Annotated in this window: 15 protein-coding genes; 11 read left to right on the top strand and 4 right to left on the bottom strand. The window is 70.7% G+C overall.

What is annotated here, in order from left to right; all coding sequences use genetic code 11:
* Positions 1-94: 94 nt before the first annotated feature.
* Positions 95-433, bottom strand: coding sequence for a BlaI/MecI/CopY family transcriptional regulator (locus BOSE125_RS07275; protein WP_159551295.1), 339 nt, complete (start codon positions 431-433; stop codon positions 95-97).
* A gap of 201 nt (positions 434-634) precedes the next feature.
* Here BOSE125_RS07275 and BOSE125_RS07270 point away from each other — a divergent pair, with 201 nt between their 5' ends.
* From BOSE125_RS07270 to cydC, 3 genes are all read left to right on the top strand, one after another.
* The gene (locus BOSE125_RS07270; RefSeq protein ID WP_159551293.1) at positions 635-2230 is read left to right on the top strand and encodes a cytochrome ubiquinol oxidase subunit I; all 1596 of its coding nucleotides are present in this window, start codon (positions 635-637) and stop codon (positions 2228-2230) included.
* 97 nt (positions 2231-2327) lie between these two features.
* Positions 2328-3347: a cytochrome d ubiquinol oxidase subunit II gene (gene cydB, locus BOSE125_RS07265; protein ID WP_159554878.1), complete on the top strand. Its 1020-nt coding sequence runs from the start codon at positions 2328-2330 to the stop codon at positions 3345-3347.
* Positions 3344-7102, top strand: coding sequence for a thiol reductant ABC exporter subunit CydC (cydC, locus tag BOSE125_RS07260; RefSeq protein WP_159551291.1), 3759 nt, complete (start codon positions 3344-3346; stop codon positions 7100-7102). The genes cydB and cydC overlap by 4 nt, the downstream gene beginning before the upstream one ends.
* Here cydC and BOSE125_RS07255 read toward each other — a convergent pair.
* On the bottom strand, positions 7089-9857 hold the full coding sequence (locus BOSE125_RS07255; RefSeq protein WP_159551289.1) for a DNA topoisomerase (ATP-hydrolyzing) subunit A: 2769 nt from the start codon (positions 9855-9857) through the stop codon (positions 7089-7091). The genes cydC and BOSE125_RS07255 overlap by 14 nt on opposite strands.
* A gap of 95 nt (positions 9858-9952) precedes the next feature.
* On the opposite strand from BOSE125_RS07255, the gene BOSE125_RS07250 reads away from it, so the two are divergent.
* From BOSE125_RS07250 to BOSE125_RS07240, 3 genes are all read left to right on the top strand, one after another.
* Positions 9953-12673: a GNAT family N-acetyltransferase gene (locus BOSE125_RS07250; RefSeq protein ID WP_159551287.1), complete on the top strand. Its 2721-nt coding sequence runs from the start codon at positions 9953-9955 to the stop codon at positions 12671-12673.
* Between the two features lie 103 nt (positions 12674-12776).
* Positions 12777-13502 carry a DUF5998 family protein gene (locus BOSE125_RS07245; RefSeq protein WP_159551285.1) on the top strand — a complete coding sequence of 242 codons (726 nt, stop codon included), beginning with the start codon at positions 12777-12779 and terminating at the stop codon, positions 13500-13502.
* Positions 13499-14719 carry an alkaline phosphatase family protein gene (locus BOSE125_RS07240; RefSeq protein ID WP_159551283.1) on the top strand — a complete coding sequence of 407 codons (1221 nt, stop codon included), beginning with the start codon at positions 13499-13501 and terminating at the stop codon, positions 14717-14719. The genes BOSE125_RS07245 and BOSE125_RS07240 overlap by 4 nt, the downstream gene beginning before the upstream one ends.
* Positions 14720-14742: 23 nt before the next feature.
* Here BOSE125_RS07240 and sepH read toward each other — a convergent pair whose 3' ends face one another.
* Positions 14743-16182: a septation protein SepH gene (gene sepH / locus BOSE125_RS07235; RefSeq protein WP_159551281.1), complete on the bottom strand. Its 1440-nt coding sequence runs from the start codon at positions 16180-16182 to the stop codon at positions 14743-14745.
* Between the two features lie 325 nt (positions 16183-16507).
* Between sepH and BOSE125_RS07230 the strand changes: the two genes are divergently transcribed.
* Positions 16508-16807, top strand: a complete 300-nt coding sequence (locus BOSE125_RS07230) for a DUF4193 domain-containing protein (RefSeq protein ID WP_159554876.1) — start codon at positions 16508-16510, stop codon at positions 16805-16807.
* A gap of 108 nt (positions 16808-16915) precedes the next feature.
* Here the strand turns inward: BOSE125_RS07230 and BOSE125_RS07225 are convergent, their stop codons facing one another.
* On the bottom strand, positions 16916-17440 hold the full coding sequence (locus BOSE125_RS07225; protein ID WP_159551279.1) for a DUF3093 domain-containing protein: 525 nt from the start codon (positions 17438-17440) through the stop codon (positions 16916-16918).
* 166 nt (positions 17441-17606) lie between these two features.
* On the opposite strand from BOSE125_RS07225, the gene dut reads away from it, so the two are divergent.
* The 4 genes from dut (at position 17607) to BOSE125_RS07205 (ending at position 20153) form a co-directional block, all read left to right on the top strand.
* Positions 17607-18050, top strand: coding sequence for a dUTP diphosphatase (gene dut, locus BOSE125_RS07220; RefSeq protein ID WP_159554874.1), 444 nt, complete (start codon positions 17607-17609; stop codon positions 18048-18050).
* Positions 18051-18200: 150 nt separating this feature from the next.
* Entirely contained in the window at positions 18201-19013 is an 813-nt protein-coding gene (locus BOSE125_RS07215; RefSeq protein ID WP_159551277.1) for a DUF3710 domain-containing protein, read from the top strand.
* A gap of 95 nt (positions 19014-19108) precedes the next feature.
* Positions 19109-19390 carry a hypothetical protein gene (locus tag BOSE125_RS07210; protein ID WP_159551275.1) on the top strand — a complete coding sequence of 94 codons (282 nt, stop codon included), beginning with the start codon at positions 19109-19111 and terminating at the stop codon, positions 19388-19390.
* Positions 19374-20153 (top strand): DUF3159 domain-containing protein, encoded by a 780-nt coding sequence (locus BOSE125_RS07205; protein WP_159551273.1) that lies wholly within the window; start codon positions 19374-19376, stop codon positions 20151-20153. The genes BOSE125_RS07210 and BOSE125_RS07205 overlap by 17 nt, the downstream gene beginning before the upstream one ends.
* The last annotated feature ends 44 nt before the right edge of the window (positions 20154-20197 follow it).

Below are 20197 nucleotides of genomic sequence, written 5' to 3'. Positions count from 1 at the left end.
CCCGCTTTCAGCCGACTCGGGGTGGGCGTCTCGGCGTCAGACCCACCCCGAGCCGACTCAAAGCCGGGATCACGGGTCGGGATCGTGGGCCGGATCAGGATTCCAGCAGACGACGTACGGCAGCGGCCTCATCGGGGCCGATCTCGCCGATGAAGCGGGCCAGGACGGCCTCGCGGTCCGGCACGGAGCCGAGTACCTCGTTGAGCAGGCCGACGGTGTGGTCCTCACGGGACGAGGCGGCGGCATAGCGATGGGGCCGGCGTCCGCCGTCGCGGTGGACCAGGCCCTTCTTCTCCAGGCGTGACAGCACGGTGAGCACGGTCGTGACGGCGAGGTCTCCCGCCAGGGCATCACGCACGTCATTGGCCGTATGGGCTCCCGGCCGGTCCCACAGCAGGTCCATCACGGACCGTTCCAAATCTCCCAGTGCCACGGGCGCCTCCCTCAAAGCAATGATCTCCACCACAGGTGTCCTTCCGGACTCGACTTTATTCTACAGGACGTAGAACTTGGCGCTATCCTGGTTTCTACAAGCTGTAGAAGTCGAGTGCCGGACGCCCGCCTCGCCCACACGAGACGGCGTTCGGTCCGGACCGGTGCGGACCCCACGCTGCACCGAGGGAAGGGTGTACCCATGGATCCCCTGGACATTGCCCGGTGGCAGTTCGGCATCACCACCGTGTATCACTTCATGATGGTCCCGCTGACCATCGGGCTGGGCCTGGTGGTGGCCACCCTGCAGACCATGTGGCACCGCACCGGCCGGGAGCACTACCTGCGGATGACGAAGTTCTGGGGGAAGCTCTTCCTCATCAACTTCATCATGGGCGTGGCCACCGGACTGGTGCAGGAGTTCCAGTTCGGGATGGCCTGGTCCGAGTACTCCCGCTTCGTGGGGGACGTGTTCGGGGCTCCGTTGGCGCTGGAGGCGCTCATGGCGTTCTTCCTGGAGTCCGTGTTCCTCGGTCTCTGGATCTTCGGCTGGCAGCGCTTGCCGAAGCGGGTGCACCTCGCCTCGATCTGGTGCGCCGTCATCGGCACCGTGTTCTCCGCCTATTTCATCCTGGCCGCCAATGCGTGGATGCAGCACCCGGTCGGGGTCGAGATGGTGGACGGCCGTCCCGTGATGAATGACATCTGGGCCGTGCTGACCAACAGCACCCTGCTGGTGCACTTCCCGCACACCCTGGCCGGTGCCCTCTCCGTGGCCGGCGGTTTCCTGCTCGGCATCGCGTGGTTCCACCTGTGGAAGCGGCGCCGGGACGGCATCGACACCGTGGCCGCGGACGGGACCGTGGTGGTGGGTACCACCGGCTCCAAGGGACGGGACGAAACGGACTACCGGGTCTGGTACTCCTCCTTGCGGTGGGGAGCCTGGATCGCGCTCGTGGCCTTCCTGGGCACCGCCTTCAGCGGCCATGCCCAGGCACAGCTGATGATCCAGCAGCAACCGCTGAAGATGGCGGCCGCCGAGGCGGCCTGCCATGACGGGACGGCGTTCTCCGTGCTCTCGGTGGCGGACCTGCGCAGCGACGGAGCCACCGACTGCGACGATGTCGTGGGCGTCTTCGAGATCCCCGGGCTGCTGTCCTTCCTGGCCCACAACAACTTCACCACCGACGTGGCCGGTGTGAACACCCTGATCCCGCAGTACCAGGAGGACTACGGCACCCATCTGCCGGACGATCCGATGTACGGCGAGCGCGCCGGCCAGGAGATCGACTACCTGCCGGTCATGGAGGTCACCTACTGGGGCTTCCGCATCATGATCACCTTCGGTGGTCTCGCGGCCCTGGCGGCGGCGATCGCGCTCTGGCTGACGCGGAAGGGCACCGTGCCGGCGTCCAAGCCGCTGATGCGGTTGGCCGTGGCCGGCATCCTGGCGCCGTTCGGCGCCAATGCGGCCGGATGGATCTTCACCGAGATGGGACGGCAGCCGTTCGTCGTGGCCCCGAACCCCGATCCCACCGGAATCGACCAGGTCTGGATGTACACGGCCGCGGCCGTGTCCCCGGGGGTGGGCGCGGGCGAGCTGTTGTTCTCGCTCATCCTCCTCACCACCATCTACGCGGTGCTCCTGGTCGTGGAGGTCGTCCTGCTCACCCGCTACGTCAAGGGAGGGGTGCCGGCCGGCATGCCCGAACTCACCCAGGACGAGCACGATGACGACGCCGGTGGCGCGGGGAAGGACGGCACCGTTGACTCCGATGTCCTGGCCTTCGCGTACTGACCCGGTCACTGCGGTCACCGAGGCCGCTCCCACCGCCCAGTCCACCCGGACGCCCGAGGCTCCCGAGACCCCCGAGAGGTAGACCGTCATGGAATCGATCGAGTTCCTTCCCACCTTCTGGTTCGTCCTGGTGGCCGTGCTCTGGGTGGGCTACCTCTTCCTCGACGGCTTCGACCTCGGCGTCGGCATGCTGATGAGGGGCTGGGCCCGCAATGAGAGCCAGCGCCGGGTCATCCTCAACACCATCGGCCCCGTCTGGGACGGCAACGAGGTCTGGCTGGTCACCGCTGCGGGGGCCATGTTCGCCGCCTTCCCGCTCTGGTACGCGGCTCTGTTCGCCGGCCTCTACATCCCGTTGACGATCACCCTGCTGGCCCTGATCCTCCGGGCCGTCTCCATCGAGTACCGGGGCAAGGCCCTGACCGCCCGGACCCGGGACCGCTGGGACTGGTGCATGGCCGGTGGCTCTGCCGTGGCCGCCTTCAGCATCGGCCTGATGCTGGCCGTGTCCACCACGGGCCTGCCGCTGAACGCCAACGGCGACCGCGTGGGCGGTCCGTTCGCCTGGCTGTCCTGGGAGGGCGTGCTCGGCGGCCTGGCCGTCGTCGGGTTCTCGCTGGCCATGGGCTGGGCCTACCTCGGCCTGAAGACCGACGGCGCCCCGCGGGAGGCGGCGCACCGCCACCTCACCCGCTGGCTGGCCCTCTACCTGCTGCCCATGGGCGCGTGGGGCGTCGTGGTGGTCTCACGCCAGGCCAGCCTTGTCCCGTGGATCCTGTTGGCCGTGGCCCTCGCAGCCGCCCTGGGAGCGCTGATGGCGGCCCAGCTCCGCCGCGAGGGCTGGACCTTCATCGCCCTGGGGGCCTCCCTGCTGGCCGGCGCCGCCGGCATCTTCCTGGCGGTGTTCCCCGTGGTGCTGCCCTCCACCATCGATCCGGCCTTCAACTTGACGGCCATGAATGCCTCCTCCTCGGAGTACACGCTGAACTTCATGGCCTGGGTCGCCGTGATCATGGTGCCGATCATCCTGGCCTACTCGGCCTTCGTGTACTGGGTCTTCCGGAAGCGGTTGCATGAGACGCACATCCCGGAGTCACACGTGGTGACACCGGTGTGAGACCCGAACTGCCCACCTCCCGTTCCGGCCGGGCCGCCCTGGCCCTGCTGGCTCTGCTCGCCGGGGTCAAGGCCGCCGGCTGGATCCTGCTCGCCACCGCCCTGGCCCGGGGCATCACCTGGCTGGCCGAGCGCCTCCCGGCTCCAGAGAGCAGCGATCTCCTCGGCCTGCTCTTCGCACCGGACCCGGCGTCCTACGATCCGCTCGCCCACGGGCTGCTCTCGGACGCGGCCGGAACCACCCTCGCCCAGGTCGTGGCCCTCGGCCTGGCCGGTGTCCTCGCCCGGGCCGCCGCCACCTGGGGACAGCAGGTGTTCTCCCGGCGCGCAGCCCTGGGCGCCAAGGAGGAGCTGCGCCACCGGATGGTCGCCCACCGCCTGGCCTCTGCCGGGGCCGGTGCGGACCGGGCGGGGGAGGACTCCGTGCTCGCCTCCTCCGGCCTGGACGGGCTCGACAAGTACTTCACCCAGTACCTGCCCGCCCTGCTGACCGCCGCGGTCATGCCGCTCATGCTCGGGGTGTGGATCCTCACCCACGACTGGGTCTCCGCCCTGGTGCTGGTGTTGACGATCCCACTCATCCCCGTGTTCATGGTCCTGATCGGGCAGTACACCGAGGATCGAGTCCAGCAGGCCGCCGAGGGACTGGACCGACTCTCGCACCACGTGCTGGAACTGGCCCGGGGGCTACCCGTCCTGGTCGGCCTGCGGAGGGCGGGCACGCAGCGTCAGGCGCTGGCGGGGGTCTCGGACCGCTACCGGGCCACCACCATGACCACCCTGAAGACGGCCTTCATGTCCGGCTTCGCCCTCGAGCTGATCAGCACCCTGTCCGTGGCCGTGGTCGCCGTCTTCATCGGCGTGCGGCTGGTCTACGGGGAGCTCGACCTCTACACCGGGCTGCTCGTGCTCACCCTCGCCCCCGAGGTCTACCTGCCGTTTCGGGACATCGGCTCCGCCCACCACGCCTCCGAGGACGGGGTGGAGGCCCTGCGCCGCGCCCGCGCCGGCCTGGACCGTCCCGTCCCGGCCTCGCTCTCGGACGTCCTCGGCACGGACGTGGCGGCGGATGGAGAGCCAGCCGTGGCACCGGTCGCCCAAGCAGCCACCGGCCAGGATGCGGGCCCGGGTACACACCCGTCTGCCCACGCGCGGGAGGACCGGCTGGTCCTCCGAGGTCTGGGCATCGCCTACCGGGACCCCGACGGCGGGACGTTCCCGGCCGTCGTCGGGCACCTGGACCTGGACCTCGCCCCCGGCGAACTGACCGTCCTCGGCGGTCCCAGCGGGACGGGCAAGACGACGGTCCTGTCCGCCCTCACCGGGGTGCTGCGGTGCGGCGAGGCCGAGTTCACCGGCACGGCCGCTGGGCTGGCCGGCCGGCGCGTGGTCTGGCTCGGCCAGCACCCCGCGTTCAGCGAGCCGACGGTCGGCGCCGAGCTGGCGCTGTACGCAGTGGCGTCCGCGGGCCCGGACGGCGCTCCCGGCCGGGACGGCCTCCTGGTGGCCGACGCGCTCGCCGCCTGCGGTCTCGACGGCTTCGCACCGCGCCACCCCGACGAGCTCAGCCCCGGGGAACGACGCCGGCTCGGCCTGGCCCGCGTGCTGGTCCGCCTGATGGCGGGTCCCGTGGACTCCGCCGCCTGGCTGATCGTGCTGGACGAGCCGACGGCCCACCTCGATGCCGAGAACGCCCAGCGGATCCGCGCCGTCCTGGCCGCACTGCGCTCCGGGCACCTCCCGGGTGGCCGTGCCGTGGAGGCCATCCTGCTGGTGGCCTCGCATGACCGCGACCTGCAGGCGCTCGCGGACAGGGTCATCGGGGCGCCGAAGGGCGTTCCGCAGAGGCTCCCTGCCTCGCCGGAGCCGCAGCTGACGCAGCAGCCGGACGTCACATACTCGAGCGGGACGCCGGTCCCGGACCACGACGGCTCCGCCGTCACGGCCGCAGCGGCCGAGACGCCGACCGCAGTTGAGACGCCGAGCGCGACGGGTGCCGACCCGCGGACCGGGACCAGCCTCTCGAAACGATGGCCGCGCTGGCGGCGCTGGCGCGGCTGGCTCCGGCTCTTGCCGCTGACGGATCGGACGTTCATCGCCGGCGTGGCCTGGGCCACGGCGGCCACGCTGGCCGCGGCGCTGCTGTCCGCCCTCTCCGGCTGGCTGATCGTGCAGGCGGCCTATCAGCCTCCCGTGCTCTACCTGCTCTCGGTGATCGTCCTGGTGCGGTTCTTCGGCATCGGACGCGCCCTGTTCCGCTACCTCGAACGCCTGGACACCCATGACGCCGTGCTCGCGTGGGCGAATCGGATCCGGCTGCGGCTATGGGACGCCCTCGGCTCGCAGGCGGCCCAGTGGGGACGGCTGACCCGTTCCGGTGGCGCACTGTCCGTGCTGGTGGCGGACGTGGACGAGCTGCGCGATGCTTTGCCACGCGTGATCGTCCCGGTCCCGGCCGCCGTCATCAGTTGGCTGATCACCGTCCTCATCGTGGCCCTGATGGCCCCGGCGGCCTGGTGGCCGGCGGTGGTCGCCGGGCTGGCCGGCCTCGTGCTGGTGCCGCTCGTGGTGGGGCTGGCCGACCGGCAGACCACCCGCGCCCTGACGGACCACCGCACCGGGCTGCTGCAGCGCACCACCGCCCTGTTCGCGGCGACCCCGGATCTGGCCGGCAACGGCGCGGCGGCACTCGCCGCGGACCGGTTCGGGGCCGCCGACCGCGCCGCGGACCGTCCCCTGAGGCGCAATGCGGCGGCCACCGGCTTCGGACAGGCCCTCGCGTCCCTGCTCTCCGGCTGGGCGGCGGTGCAGACCTTGGTGCTCTGCGTCCAGAACGGCGTGACCGCACCCGTCACCGCCATGGTCGTGTTCCTGCTGCTGGCCCTGGCCGAGCCCCTGGGCCTGTACAGCACAGCCTGCCAGGAGGCGGCGATCCTGTCCCGGCAGCTGGCCAAGACCGCGCCGCTGCTCACCGCGGAGAACGACTCGGGTTCCGCCTCGGACCCCGCGCCGGACTCTGCCCGGGACAACGCCACCGAACCTGAGGCAGACGCAGGTGCGGACCTGGTTTCCGTCACCGGGATCGAGCTCTCGGCGGCCGCAGTACGCTACCCCGGGACGGCGACGGACGTCTTCCGGGACCTGGACCTGTCGGTCCGCCGTGGCCAGCTCGCGGTCGTCACCGGGCCCTCGGGCTCCGGGAAGTCGACCCTGTTGGCGGTCCTGCTCGGCTTCCTCGGGCCACGGCAGGGCCGGTACGTCCTGGAGTCCACCGGTGGCCCGGTGGACTCGTCAGACGCCGCCCTGAGCGCCGTGGCCTGGTGCCCGCAGGACGCCTACCTGTTCGACTCCACGCTCCGCTCCAACCTGAACTTGGCCCGGGATCCGGAGGACCGTCCCTCGGACGGTGAGCTCATCTCTGTCCTGGAGCTCGTGGGCCTGGGGGACTGGCTGGACGCCGCCCCGGACGGCCTGGACGGCCTGGACACGAGGGTCGGCCCCTCCGGGCACTTCCTCTCCGGTGGCCAGCGTCAGCGGGTGGCCGTCGCCCGAGCGCTGCTGGCCCGGGCCGACGTCGTGCTACTGGACGAACCGACCGCCCACCTGGGTGCCGACGAGGCTGCCGACCTGGTGGCGGACCTGCGCGCCGCCCTGGCGGACCGCACGGCGGTGATGGTGACCCATGACCGTCGGTTCGCCGGCTCCGGCCAGGTGCACCTGGAACTGGACGGAGCCGGAGGGGTCAGTCCCCGGTGATCACCGCATCGGAGCCGGCCGCGAAGGGGTCGGTGTCCGTCGGTGCCTCGGCCAGGCCACGGCGGCCCTCGGTCTCGCCGAACAGCGTCTCTCCGAAGAGGGCCTGTTCCGCGCTGTCCGCATCGGCGCCGCCCTCGGGCTGAGCGGCGGCGGACGCGCTGCCGGCGACGGCCCCGGCAACCGGGGCGGACGCGAGCGGAGAGGCCCCTGCACCGAGGGCCTCGACGAGCTGGTCCATGGCCAGCCCGGAGCCGTCCCGGGGGCCGAACTCGGCCGGCAGGGCGCGGGCCACACCCTGGGCGGAGGCCCCAAGCGCGGGCTCGGCCCCGGCCCACGCCAGGGACAGCAGGGTCTCGCCCTTGAGCAACCGGTGGGCGCGGACACCGCCGGTGGCGCGGCCCTTCGCCGGGTACTCGTCCAGCGGAGTCCTCTTCACGGACCCCGGGACGGTACCGGGCAGCGTGTCCTCACCCGTCGCCACGGTCACGACGACGGCCCGGTGGCCCTCCTCCGCATCCTCACCGATGGTGTCGGCCGGGACGGCGGAGAAGGCGATCACGGCATCGTCCGCGGCCACCTTGATGCCGGCCATGCCCCCGGCGGTACGGCCCTGCGGCCGCACCAGCGATGCGGCGTACCGTAGCAGCTGGCCCTTGCGGGTGATGAAGACCAGCTGGTCCTCATCACGGGCTGTGCCGGCGCCGACGACCACGTCGTTGCCCTTGAGCGCGATGGCGTCGAAGTCGTCACGGTTCAGCGGCCACTCGGGGTTGACGCGCTTGACGATGCCGTTCCGCGTGCCCAGCGCCAGCACGGTGTTCAGCGGAACCAAGGCCACGAGCGATTCGCCGCGCTGCAGGGTGAGGAAGTCCTTGACATTCACCCCCGCGGTGAGGTTTGGCGTGGGGGAGGACTCGGTCAGGGCCGGGATGTCCACGACCTGCACGCGCTGGAGGCGCCCCGAGGAGGTGAGGGCGCCGATCTCGCCCCGCGCCGTCGCCGGGACCACCGAGCGGTAGGCGTCATGGCGCTGGCGGCGGCCGCCCGTGGCCAGCGGGGTGTCATCGGCGGTACGGGCCAGCTGGCCCGCCGTGCTGAGCACCACCCAGCACGGGGTGTCAGGGACCATGAGCCCGTCCGCGCCGCCACCCGGCAGGGCGGCCCGGGAAGTGGCACCCGCACCGGCCGCCGGGGTGGCCCCGAGTTGACCGGTGCCGCCGGCGCTGACGGGCGCGAGGTTCTCGGACTCCAGCAGCACCGTGCGGCGGTCGTCGCCGTGCTCCTCGGCCATGTCCGCCAGTTCACCGGAGACGAGGTCGCGCAGCCGCTGCTCCGAGGCGAGGATGGCCTCGAGCTCGGCGATCGCCTTCTGCAGGTCGTCCTGCTCGGCTTCGAGGTCGAGCCGGGAGTATTTCGTCAGCTGGCGCAGGCGCAGCTCGAGGATGTGGTTGGCCTGGATCTCGGTCAGGTCGAAGACACCCATCAGCCGGGTCCGGGCTGCCGCCGTGTCATCCGAGGTGCGGATGATCTGGATGACCTCGTCGATGTCCACCAGGGCCAGCAGCAGACCCTCGACCAGGTGCAGGCGATCCTGCTTCTTGCCCAACCGGTAGGCGCTGCGCCGCCGGACCACGTCGATCCGGTGGCGCACGTACACCTGCAGCAGTTCCCGCAGGCCGAGGGTACGGGGCTGGCCGTCCACGAGCGCCACGTTGTTGATGCCGAAGGACTCCTCCAGCGGCGTCGTCTTGTACAGCTGGGCGAGCACGCCCTGCGGGTTGAATCCGCTTTTGAGCTCGATGACGAGTTGGAGTCCGTGGTGGCGGTCCGTCAGGTCGTTCACGTCCGCGATGCCCGTGAGCTTCTTGGCGTTGACGGCGTCCTTGATCTTCTCGATCACCTTCTCCGGGCCCACGCCGTAGGGCAGCTCGGTGACCACGAGCCCCGTCTTGCGGGCCGTCACCTGCTCCACGGCGACCTTGGCGCGTGTCTTGAAGGAGCCGCGTCCGGTCTCATAGGCGTCCCGCACCCCGTCCAGGCCGACGATGCGGCCGCCCGAGGGCAGGTCGGGCCCGGGGACGTGCTCCATGAGGTCCGCCAGGGTCGCGTCGGGGTGGGCGAGCAGGTGGCGGGCCGCGGCGATCACCTCGCGCAGGTTGTGCGGGGCCATGTTGGTGGCCATGCCGACCGCGATACCAGAAGCGCCGTTGACGAGCAGGTTCGGGAAGGCGGCCGGCAGCACGGCGGGCTGCAGGAACTGGTTGTCGTAGTTCGGCACGAAGTCCACCACGTCCTCGTCCAGCGAGGTCGTCATGGCCAGGGCGGCCGGAGCGAGCCGGGCCTCCGTGTAGCGCGGGGCGGCGGGGCCGTCGTCGAGGGAGCCGAAGTTGCCGTGTCCGTCCACCAACGGCAGGCGCTGGGAGAACGGCTGGGCCAGGCGCACCATGGCGTCGTAGATCGCCGTGTCCCCGTGCGGGTGCAGTTTGCCCATGACCTCGCCGACCACGCGGGCGGACTTCACATGGCCCTTGTCCGGGCGCAGTCCCATCTGGCTCATCATGTACAGGATCCGCCGCTGCACCGGCTTCATGCCGTCCCGGGCGTCCGGCAGGGCGCGGGAGTAGATCACCGAATACGCGTACTCGAGGAACGAGGTCTCCATCTCCGAGGAGACGTCGATGTCCACGATGTTCTCCTGCTCCAGCGGGATCGCCTGGGCGGCCGGGGCGGAGTTTTTCTTGGGGGTACGGGCCATGGGGTGCTCTGAAGTCCTTGTCGATCGCCGGTCGGTCGCGGGCCTGCCACGAGAACGCGCCAGCGCGAGGGGCGGGAATTGTCTACTGTGATCCTATGGGTGAGAAGCCGAAAACCCCCGAATATCCGGCCTACTGGGAAGCCGATGTCGTCTTGCGGGACGGCACCACGGCACATCTGCGCCCGGTGCGGCCCGAGGATGCCTCGGGGCTGGCCCGGATGCACGAGGGGCAGTCACAGAGCTCCATCTACCTGCGCTTCTTCACCTTCAAGTCCTCCCTGTCCCGCAAGGAGCTGGAGCGATTCACCCACGTGGACTACCGGGACCGGGTCGCGTTCGTGGTGCTGCGCGGCGAGGAGATCCTGGGGATCGGCCGCTACGACCGGCTGGATGACCCCCTCGAGGCCGAGGTGGCCTTCAACATCTCAGACGCCTCCCAGGGCAAGGGCATCGGCTCGATCCTGATGGAGCACCTGGCCGTGGCCGCCCGCGAGAACGGCATCCGCCGGTTCACCGCCGAGGTGCTGCCGGAGAACCGCAAGATGCTCTCCGTCTTCCAGGACACCGGGTTCGAGGTCTCCCGGCACTTCGACGACGGCGTGGTCGCCGTCGCCTTCTCGATCGACCCGACCGCCCAGTCGCGCGCGGTCATGGAGTCCCGTGAGCACCGCGCCGAGGCCCGGTCCGTGGCGGAGCTGCTCGCGCCCGAGGCCGTGGCCGTGATCGGTGCCAGCCGCCAGTGGGGTTCCGTGGGCTTCGCCCTGCTGCAGAACATCATCGAGGGCGGGTACACGGGGCCGGTCTACGGCATCAATCCCGAGGCGCTGGAGGTGGCCGGGATGATCTCCCGCGCCACCCTGGCGGAGGTCCCCGGGCCCGTGGACCTCGCCGTCATCGCCGTCCCGGAGTCCGAGGTCCCCGGCGTGGTCCAGGACTGCGCCCGCCACGGCGTCAAGGGACTGCTCGTGGTCACCACCGGCTACGCCGACGCCGGCCAGGAGGGTCTGGTGCGCCAGCGCGCCCTGGTCCGCCAGGCCCGGGCCAACGGCATGCGCGTCATCGGCCCGGCCTCCGCCGGCCTGATCAACACCGCGCCCGAAGTCTCCCTGAACGCGTCCGTATCCCCGTTCCTGCCTGTGCGCGGGCCCGTGGGGCTGTTCTCCCAGTCCGCGGTCATCGGTGTCACTCTCTTCGCCGCGGCCCACCGCCGGGGCATCGGCCTGTCCTCCGTGCTCTCGGCGGGCAACCGCGCGGATGTCTCCGGCAACGACGCCATGCAGTACTTCGAGGATGATCCGGCCACCGATGCCGTGGGCGTCTACCTCGAGTCCTTCGGCAATCCCCGCAAGTTCTCCCGCATCGCCCGGCGCCTGTCCAGGTCCAAGCCCGTGGTGGTGGCACGCTCCGACGTGATGGGCCGGCGCCTGCCCCCCGGCCATGAGACCCGCACCACGCAGGCGCCCACCGGGGCTGTCGACTCCATGCTGGAGCAGACCGGTGTCATCCAGGTGGAGAACCACGATGACCTGATGGACCTGATGCAGACCGTGGCCAGCCAGCCCCTGCCGGCGGGTCCCCGCGTGGGCGTGGTCGGCAACTCACTGGCCCTGAACCGGGTGGTCATGGACGCCGTGGAACACCACGGGCTGACCGTGGCGAGCACCGTCCTCGTCCCCGACCTGGACGCCGCGCACGTGGTGGACGAGGCGGTGCGTGCGGTGGGCCGCGCCGTGTCCGAGACCATCGCGACCGGCGAGGTGGACGCCCTCCTGGTGGTCACCCAGGCGGGCATGCACCAGGAGGTGGGCGACGCCGACCGGCTGGCCGCCGCGGTCGAGGAGGTCACTCGCGGAACGTCCGTCACGGTGCTGGCCTCGCTCACCGGCGTCCTGGACCTCACCTACCGTTCGGCCAGCCTGCGCGGTTCCGGGCCGTCCACCCAGGACGGGCTGCAGCGCGGGGTCCCCGTGTTCTCCTCGCCCGAACAGGCCGCACGCGTCCTGTCCCGCCTCGTCTGGTACAGCGCCTGGCGGGAGGCCGAGGCCGGGGTGCCCTTGGAACCCGAGGGAGTCGACCGCGATCGCGCCGAAGGCCTGATCGAAGGCTGGGCCTCGCGGGCCCACGGCACCGACCTGGTCCGCCTCACGGCCGACGAGGCCGGAGAGCTGCTCGGCTGCTATGGCATCCGGGTGCTGCCCTCGGCCCGCTTCACCACCGAGGACGAGGCTGTCCGGGCGGCCGACCGCCTGGGGTGGCCCGTGGCCGTCAAGGCCGTGGACTCCTACCTGCGCCACCGTCTGGACCTTGGCGGGGTGCGGCTCAACATCGTGGACGCCGAATCGCTGCGGCGCAACGTGGCCCAGATGCGCCAGGTCCTCGAGCCCTTCGGCAGCCCCGGCCTCGAGGTGCAGTCCATGGCCCCCTCCGGACAGGCCTGCACCATCACCGCCCTCGAAGACCCCCTCCTGGGACCGGTGGTCTCCTTCGGCATCGCCGGGGATGCCGTGGACCTGCTGGACGACTGGGTCCACCGGGTGCCACCGCTGACGAATCAGGACCTGGACCGGATGATCCGCGCCCCGCGGGCCGCCGCCAAGCTCTTCGGCTATGGGGGACTGCCCGCCGTGGACACGGATGCCCTGCAGGACCTGCTGGCCCGGGTCGCCGCACTGAAGGACGACCATCCGCAGGTGGCCCGGATCCGATTCAACCCGGTGCTGGCCTCTGACCGAGGGGTCACGGTCCTCTCCGCGGACATCGACGTGGCCAACGCCGCCCAGCGGACGGACTCCGCACGCCGGGCCATGCGGGACTGACCGACCGCCCGCGTCAGACAACTGGCCGGTTGCCCCGGCCACGGAGCCAGGGAACTGCCGCCCCGGCCCACCGGCGGGGGTGCCTGCCGATAGCATGGACACCATGACTCCACTGCGCAGGAACCCGGGATCGGGCCAGCAACCCTCCGGGCACCACTCCTCGGGGAACGCCAACACCGGGTCCGGGGCCGATTCGAACGCTCCGCAGCACCGCCCGGCACCGCCGGCCGGCAGCCCGGGGGCCTCGATGCCCAGCCTCGGGGCGGACATCGAGCGTGCCGGGTTCTACCCGGAGCTCGTGGCGGACGTCCTGGACTCCGTCCTGGACGGACGGGAGGTCTCGAGCCATCTGGTGCATGTGGACACGCACTTCGACTATGACGAGATCCACCGCCACATCACCGTGCTGGCGCTCGCCGAGGACATCGTGGCGGCCCTGCACCTGGACGACCACGCGATGGACGACGCGGGCCGGGAGATCATGGCCCAGGTCTCCACCGAGGTGGTCCCCGTACGCCGGATCAACTCCGTGGTGGCCACCACCATGCACCCGCAGCCGCAGAACTTCCGCCGCGGAGACCCGATCGCCGAGGTCACCCTGTCCGTGACCTGGGCCGGCGGCCAGCGGCTCGACCTGGCACCTGCCGCCTGCGGCGATCCCGAGTGCGAGGCCGACCACGGGTATACCGGCACCTCCACGCGCGAAGACCTCGTCCTGCGGGTCGCCGCGGAGGCCGAGGGCCAGCAGGCCGTCGACCAGGCGCTGGTGTTCTATCGTGAACTGCGCCGGGCCACCACGGACGACATCGGGGGCCGGTCCGTCCGGTGACCTCCGCACCACCGCTGCCCGCAGGTCCTCCCTTTGCCGGCAGGTCCCTCTCCGGGGTCCTCACCTCCGCCGCGGCGGCGCTCGGAGCCGAAGGCTTCACCAACTCCCTGCAGCTACCGCGGACCCGGCGCGCCGTCGTCGTCATGGTGGACGGGCTCGGCAAGGCGCTGCTGAAACGGTACGCCGGCCACGCGCCCTTCCTCCGGTCCGTCCTGGAGCGGGATGCGGCCACCCTGCAGGTCGCCTTCCCCACGACGACGGCCGCCTCCCTCTCGAGCCTCGGCACCGGCCTGGAGCCGGGCCGTCACGGCCTGGTCGGCTACGACGTCCTCGACCCGGAGCGGGACAAGGTCATCAATCAGCTCGGCGGTTGGGACCCTTTGACCGATCCCCGCTCCTGGCAGCCGCATCCCACGGTGTTCGAACGCCTCGCCGCCACGCGGCCGATGTCCGTCGATGACACCTGCCGGAGGGCCTCGGCCTTCGACGATCCCGGCGTGGATGCGGTGACCGTCTCCCTGCCGGCGTTCGAGGATTCAGCCCTGACGGAGGCGTCCCTGCGGGGCTCACGGTTCGTCGGGGCGAAGACCCTGCAGGCCCGGTTCCAGAAGGCCAAGGAGGAACTGCACGCGGCCACCGGCCCGGTGTTGCTGTACCTCTACCTCAACGAACTGGACAAGGCCGGTCATCAGCACGGGACCGGCTCGGAGCAGTGGCTCTACGCCCTCGAGGAGATCGACGGCGCCGCCCGCCGCCTCAGCGCCGCCGTGCCCCGGGATACGCTGCTCATGCTCACCGGAGACCACGGAATGGTGGACGTGCCCGAGTCCGGCAGGATCGACTACGCAGAACTGCCGGCCCTGGTGGATGGCGTCCGGCACACGGCGGGGGAGCCCCGCTTCGTCCAGGTGCATTTCGAGCCGGACGCCTCGGAGACCGTGCGCGAGTCGACGGCGTCGGCGTGGCAGGAGGCCTTCGCCGACCAGGCGTGGATCCTGACACGAGAGGAAGCCGTCCGGGCCGGGTGGTTCGGCGCGGTGGACGCGCGGGTGGCACCGCGCATCGGCGACCTCCTGGTGGCCGCCCATGGGCCGGTCGCCCTGTATGACGGCCGGAGGGTGGCGCCGGCCGCCTTCGAGATGGTGGGCCACCACGGTGCCCCGACGCGGGCGGAGCGGGAGGTGCCGCTCCTGATGATGCACCGCCCCCGGCGCTAACGACGGCTTCGGCAGGGGAGAGGTCAGTCGCCCTTGCGGCCGAAGACGATCTCGTCCCAGCTGGGCACCGAGGGCCGCTTCGACTTGGTCCCCGCATTCCGGGTCCCGGGCTTGCGCCCCGACGTCCGGCCCTTGTCCCCGGCCACCGTGGCGGGCTCGTCCTCTTCGTTCCGGGGCCGCGGCGAGCCATCGGCACTGAAGTCCAGTGCGGTCTGGTCCGGATGCACCTCGGGGGCCTGCTCATCACCGCGCTGGTGCTCGCCGGTCGCTCCATCGGCAGACCTGTCGTCCCCGTTGTCCCCGCCGTCTGCGTCATCGCCGCGTGCGCCGCTGCCGCTGAGCCCACCATCCACGGCGTGGTCGGCGTCGTCTTCCGCGATCGCCCAGGCGTCGTGATCAGCGCTGGCAGAGCTGACAGTAGGCGCCGTGCGGCCGAACCGACGACCCCAGCGGCTGTTGCTGGTCTCGTCCGTGGTGTCTCCGTCGGCATCCTCAACAGCGTCATCTGCGTCATCAGTGACTTCAGCGTTGTCATCCTGGCCGGTCGGGGCGGAGGCCACGGTCAGGCGGGGCCGCGAGGTCCCTGAGGAGGACTGCTCGTCACGGGTGAGCATGAGGGCCAGCTCGTCGTCGCCGTCCTCGTCCACGCCGAGGCGTTGACCGCGGCGGGCCCGCAACACGTCCAGCAACTCGTCCTGCGAGTCCTGGTCGACGGCAGGGCGGGGCCCGGCGGACGCGGTGGAGGGGGTCGGAGCCGGGGTCTCGTCCTCCTCCACATTGAACGGCCGGTCACCGACGGCGGAGAGCCGGCGACCCCCGAACGGCCCGTCCAGGGGGTCGAGTTCGGACAGGACCTGAGCCCAGCGGTTCTGGTTGTCGAGGTGCTGGCTGGACTGGCGATACGTCCACAGGGCGGGGGACTGGTCCCCGATCGCGGATGCAGACCCGTCGTGTCCGTCAGTCGAGAAGTGGAGGCTGATGGTCCAGGAGCCCTCGGGATTGCGCCAGGCGTCCCACTGGGCCGTGGCCGGGTCCATGCCGAGGGCCGTCAGGCGGTGGCGGACCATGTCACCCAGGAGGGCGGGTTCCTCGCCGAACGTGCTGCGGTACAGGTCGTGCCCGGTCTGGGGGGCCGTGACCTCGACCTGGCGGGCCAGGTGGGCGATCCAGTCGCGTTCGGCCAGCACCGGGCCCTCGTATTTCCGGACCCGCTCGAGGTCCACACCGGATTCGGCGGAAACCTCTTCGGCGGTGGCACCGGCACGGATGCGAGCCTGGATGTCGCGCGGAGTCACCACGCCGGCGGCGGCATCGGCGGCACGGGCGGAGGGCCGGCCGATGGGGCGGGTCGCTGCCGAGCGCAGGGCCTCGGTCACCGGCAGGGAGAACTCCTCGCCGGCCTCGTTGCTCAACAGCAGGTGCCCGCGATCCTCCTGGACACCAACGAGACGGAGTTCCTGCATGTTTGTCCTCCACGGTCGGTCTACCCACATTCTTCCACCGACTTTGCCACGATTCGGCGGGGCATGCACCACGCCGGTCCGGTGTGGCGCGGATCCGTGGAAGGCAGCCGGTAGGTGTCCGCTCTCAGCGATTTGGTTTTTCCTTGGACGTGGGGAACAATCTCCACGACGCGCAGACCGAAGCCAAGGCCCCGTGGGCCTTCTGCCCCGGTTTCTCGCGGCCGGTTTCCCCAGCTATCCCCGGGGGTTCCGGTGACCTTGTCGCAACATCCCACCCACGGTCGGTCATCGCCGGCCACACCAGCGGAGCGTGAATACACCCCTTATGGCCACCGATTACGACGCGCCACGCAAGAACGAAGATGAGCTGAACGAGAGCTCCATCGAAGAACTGAAGAACCGCCGCACGGACACGCAGTCCGCCGTGGTGGACGAGGACGAGGCTGAGGCCGCAGAAGGCTTCGAGTTGCCCGGAGCCGACCTCTCCGGCGAGGAACTGATGGTCCGGGTGCTTCCCGCCCAGGCTGACGAGTTCACCTGCGCCTCTTGTTTCCTCGTGCGCCACCGGTCCCAGGTCGCCAAGGAGAAGGACGGCCTGTTGTTCTGCAAGGACTGCGAAGGCTGAGTCAGCGACTCTCCCACGGGCTGCGTTCCAGCCGAACACCACACAGGCCGGCCAGGTACTCCTGGCCGGCCTGTGGTGTTCTGGGGGTTCAGTCGGTTGCAGTAGGTTTCAGTCGGACTCGATGTCGCGGGCCATGGTGCCGCCCAGGACCTCGACGAGCTGCTCCGGGTTCCGCGTGCTGGTCAGCCAGTACGGAGTCCGGTCCCGCTCGTCCTCGATCTGGATGCGGACCACCGGGTCGATCCAGCCGCGGATGCACATGAAGGCCAGTCCGTGCAGGGCCGGCCCGCGCTGGTACGTCGCATCGTCTCCGCGGTACCCGGTCACAGCGCCGACGTAGCGGCGCTCGATTCCGGCCCGGCCGACCTGCAGGGACCGTTCAGTGACCTGGATCCTGGGAGTGGAGAGCGTCAGCAGGATCGCGATGATCGCGAAGACCACCACGGCGGCTCCCAGGCCGATCTCCAGTCCGATCGGCACGAAGACCAGAATGGACAGGCCGGAGATCATCAGGGCCATCAACCAGATCCACACGGAAGGACGCAGTTTCTCTTCGTAGAGGACCCGATCGGGCGCCTCTGGGGCGGGTGGACGACCGGGCTGTTCCGCAGGGACCGAGGAGGATTCGTGCATGCCTTCAAGAATCCCACGTTTCGCGTGGCAGGGTGAATCGGCGCCGTTGACGCCGCAGGGTTGGACCGGCGCTCTCCGGTACAGTGGCCGCGTGAATCAGTCAGCAGAGTCCCTTGACACGCCTTCCGTTGGCGGTGCCGTGGAGCGTCCCACGATCGCCCTTACCATGCTCGACGACGGCATCGAGCCCCCGGCGTATGCCCTCCCGGGTGACGCCGGCGCGGACCTGCGGACCACCGAGGACGTGGTGCTGGAACCAGGCGCACGAGCCCTGGTGCCGACCGGCGTCGCACTGGCGTTGCCCGTGGGCTTCGTGGGCTTCGTGCACCCGCGGTCCGGACTGGCCGTGCGCCAGGGGCTCAGCCTCGTCAACGCTCCCGGGACCATCGACGCCGGATACCGGGGAGAGATCAAGGTGCCGCTGCTGAACACGGACCGGACCGAGGCGATCCGGCTCCGGCGCGGGGACCGGATCGCCCAGTTGGTCATCCAGAGGGTGGCCCAGGCACAGTTTGTGCTCGTGGACGAACTGCCGCCCTCGGACCGTGGCGCCGCGGGTTTCGGATCCACCGGCGGATTCGGTGCGGAGGCCCCGGTACATGGGGCGTGACAGTTCTGCGGCACCGCCCTACTGACCTAAGCTGGACTGGCCCTCCCAGCACGGAAGGCCGGCCCGGTCCAGCCCGGTCGGTCGGACGGTGGCACTGGCCAGGCAAGAACCAGCATCTTCTACACGTGACACGGATTGGCAGGCACGCAGATGATCTTCGGCCGTAACCGGAACGTCAAGACCGAGACGGTCGTCCTCCCGGAGGAACTCCAGGATCCCCGGGACCAGCTGGCGACCGAGCCCGAAGCCGAGGCCACCGGCCCCTTCGACATCGCCGACCGCCCCGAGGTGGACGGCCACCTTGACCTGGGATCCCTGCGCATCCCGGTGGTGAAGGACATGAAGGTGCGCCTCGACCTCGAGGACACCACCAAGCGCCTGATCGGCGTGACCCTGCAGCTGGGCCAGTCCTCACTGCAGGTGCAGGCGTTCGCGGCCCCGCGGGCGGGCGGCATCTGGGACGAGATCCGCGCCGAGATCCTCGAGTCCGTCACCGTCACCGAAGGCGCCCAGGTGGGGGAGCAGGAGGGGCAGTTCGGCACCGAGGTCGTCGCTCGGATTCCCGCCAAGATGCCCGATGGATCGCCCGGCTGGCGCGTGGCCCGCTTCGTCGGCGTGGATGGACCCCGGTGGTTCCTCCGCGGCGTGATCGGCGGCGAGGCGGCCTTCAAGGCAGAGGCCGTGGGTCCTGTCAACGAGCTGTTCTCCCGCATCGTGGTCCGGCGCGGAGACGATCCCCACCCGCCGCGGGAACTGTTGCCGCTCACCCCACCCGAGAACATGCGCCCCGTGCGTCAGCCGGGTCAGGTCGGTCAGACTGGCCAGTCCGGTGAGTCGGTCGAGACCGGGTCTTCCGGGGCGGCCGGTGCACCGCAGCCGACGGGCGGATCAGAGGCACCGACCATCGTGGACCCGCGCCAGCGGCCGCCGGAGCGCGGACCGGAAGTGACGGAAGTCCGCTGACACCGTCCATGTCCTCCTCCGCCGCGTCCGCACCCCCGTCCCTCCCGCAGTCGGGAACGGGGGGTGCCGCACGCCGAGGAGCCCATGGGGCTCACGTGCAGCGTGTGGGCCTGGTGGCCGCCGTACGGTTGACGGCTGCGGCCGGACCGGTACGTTTCGCCGTCGACCTGGTGACCGAGGCTCCTCGTCCCGGACGGGTGTCCACCGGCGGCGAGCGGTTGCGTCTGGTATGGATCGGGCAGCGCCGGATCCCCGGCATCGAGGCCGGACGCTGGCTACGCATCGAAGGTTTCCTCTCGGTGCACGATGACCTCCCCACGGTTTTCAACCCCCGTTACGAACTGCTGGCAGGAGCGCCGCATGACCCACGATCCTGAGACCTCGGGAGCACCCACGCCGCGGGACACTCCGAACGCCGCACCGCACACTGATGGCGTGCCGGAGGGGGATGACCCGCGCGGCCAGCTGGATGCGGCCCTGCGCAAGGTCGGGTCCGGCACCGCCGTGACGGAGAACGGGGAGATCGACGTCCTGGCGACGGTCGGCGGGTGGCGTGGACTGCTGGAATCGGTTCTGCCCTCCGCTGTCTTCCTCGTCGCCTTCATCAGCACCCAGAACCTGTGGGGTGCTGGCATCGCCGCCGTGGTGGTGGCCGCCGCCTTCAGCGTGGTCCGGCTTCTCCAGCGTCAGAGTCCGATCCAGGCCCTGGCAGGACTGGCCGCCGTCGTGCTGTGTGTGGTGGTGGCGCTGAACACAGGAGAGGCGAAGGACTACTACCTCTGGGGATTCGTCACCAATGCGGCCTATATCACCGCGATGGCCGTCTCCGTCCTCGTGGGCTGGCCGTTGCTGGGGCTGGTGTTCGGACTGGTCCGCAACGAGGGGATCGCCTGGCGCCAGGATCCGCAGCGGCGCCGGCGCTATGCCTTGGCCACCTGGATCCTGGTGGCCGCCCTCGCCCTGCGGCTGGCCGTCCAGGTCCCCCTCTACTTCGCCGACCTGCTGACGGCCCTGGGCACCGCACGGCTCGTGATGGGACTGCCGCTCTATGCGCTGGCCCTGTGGTTCGGCTGGCTGGTCTCCGCCCGGCAGGACGTGGAACCGGCGTCCGAGGGCCGTCCGGACCAGCCCGGCGCCTGAACCTCTCTGCCCTCCCTGCCCAATCCGTCCCTTCTCTGCCCCTG

Origin of the sequence: Citricoccus sp. K5, from assembly GCF_902506195.1 — a bacterium.
Classification (GTDB): domain Bacteria; phylum Actinomycetota; class Actinomycetes; order Actinomycetales; family Micrococcaceae; genus Citricoccus.
Note: the sequence above shows the minus strand (reverse complement) of the source record. Positions and strands in the feature narration are given on the sequence as shown.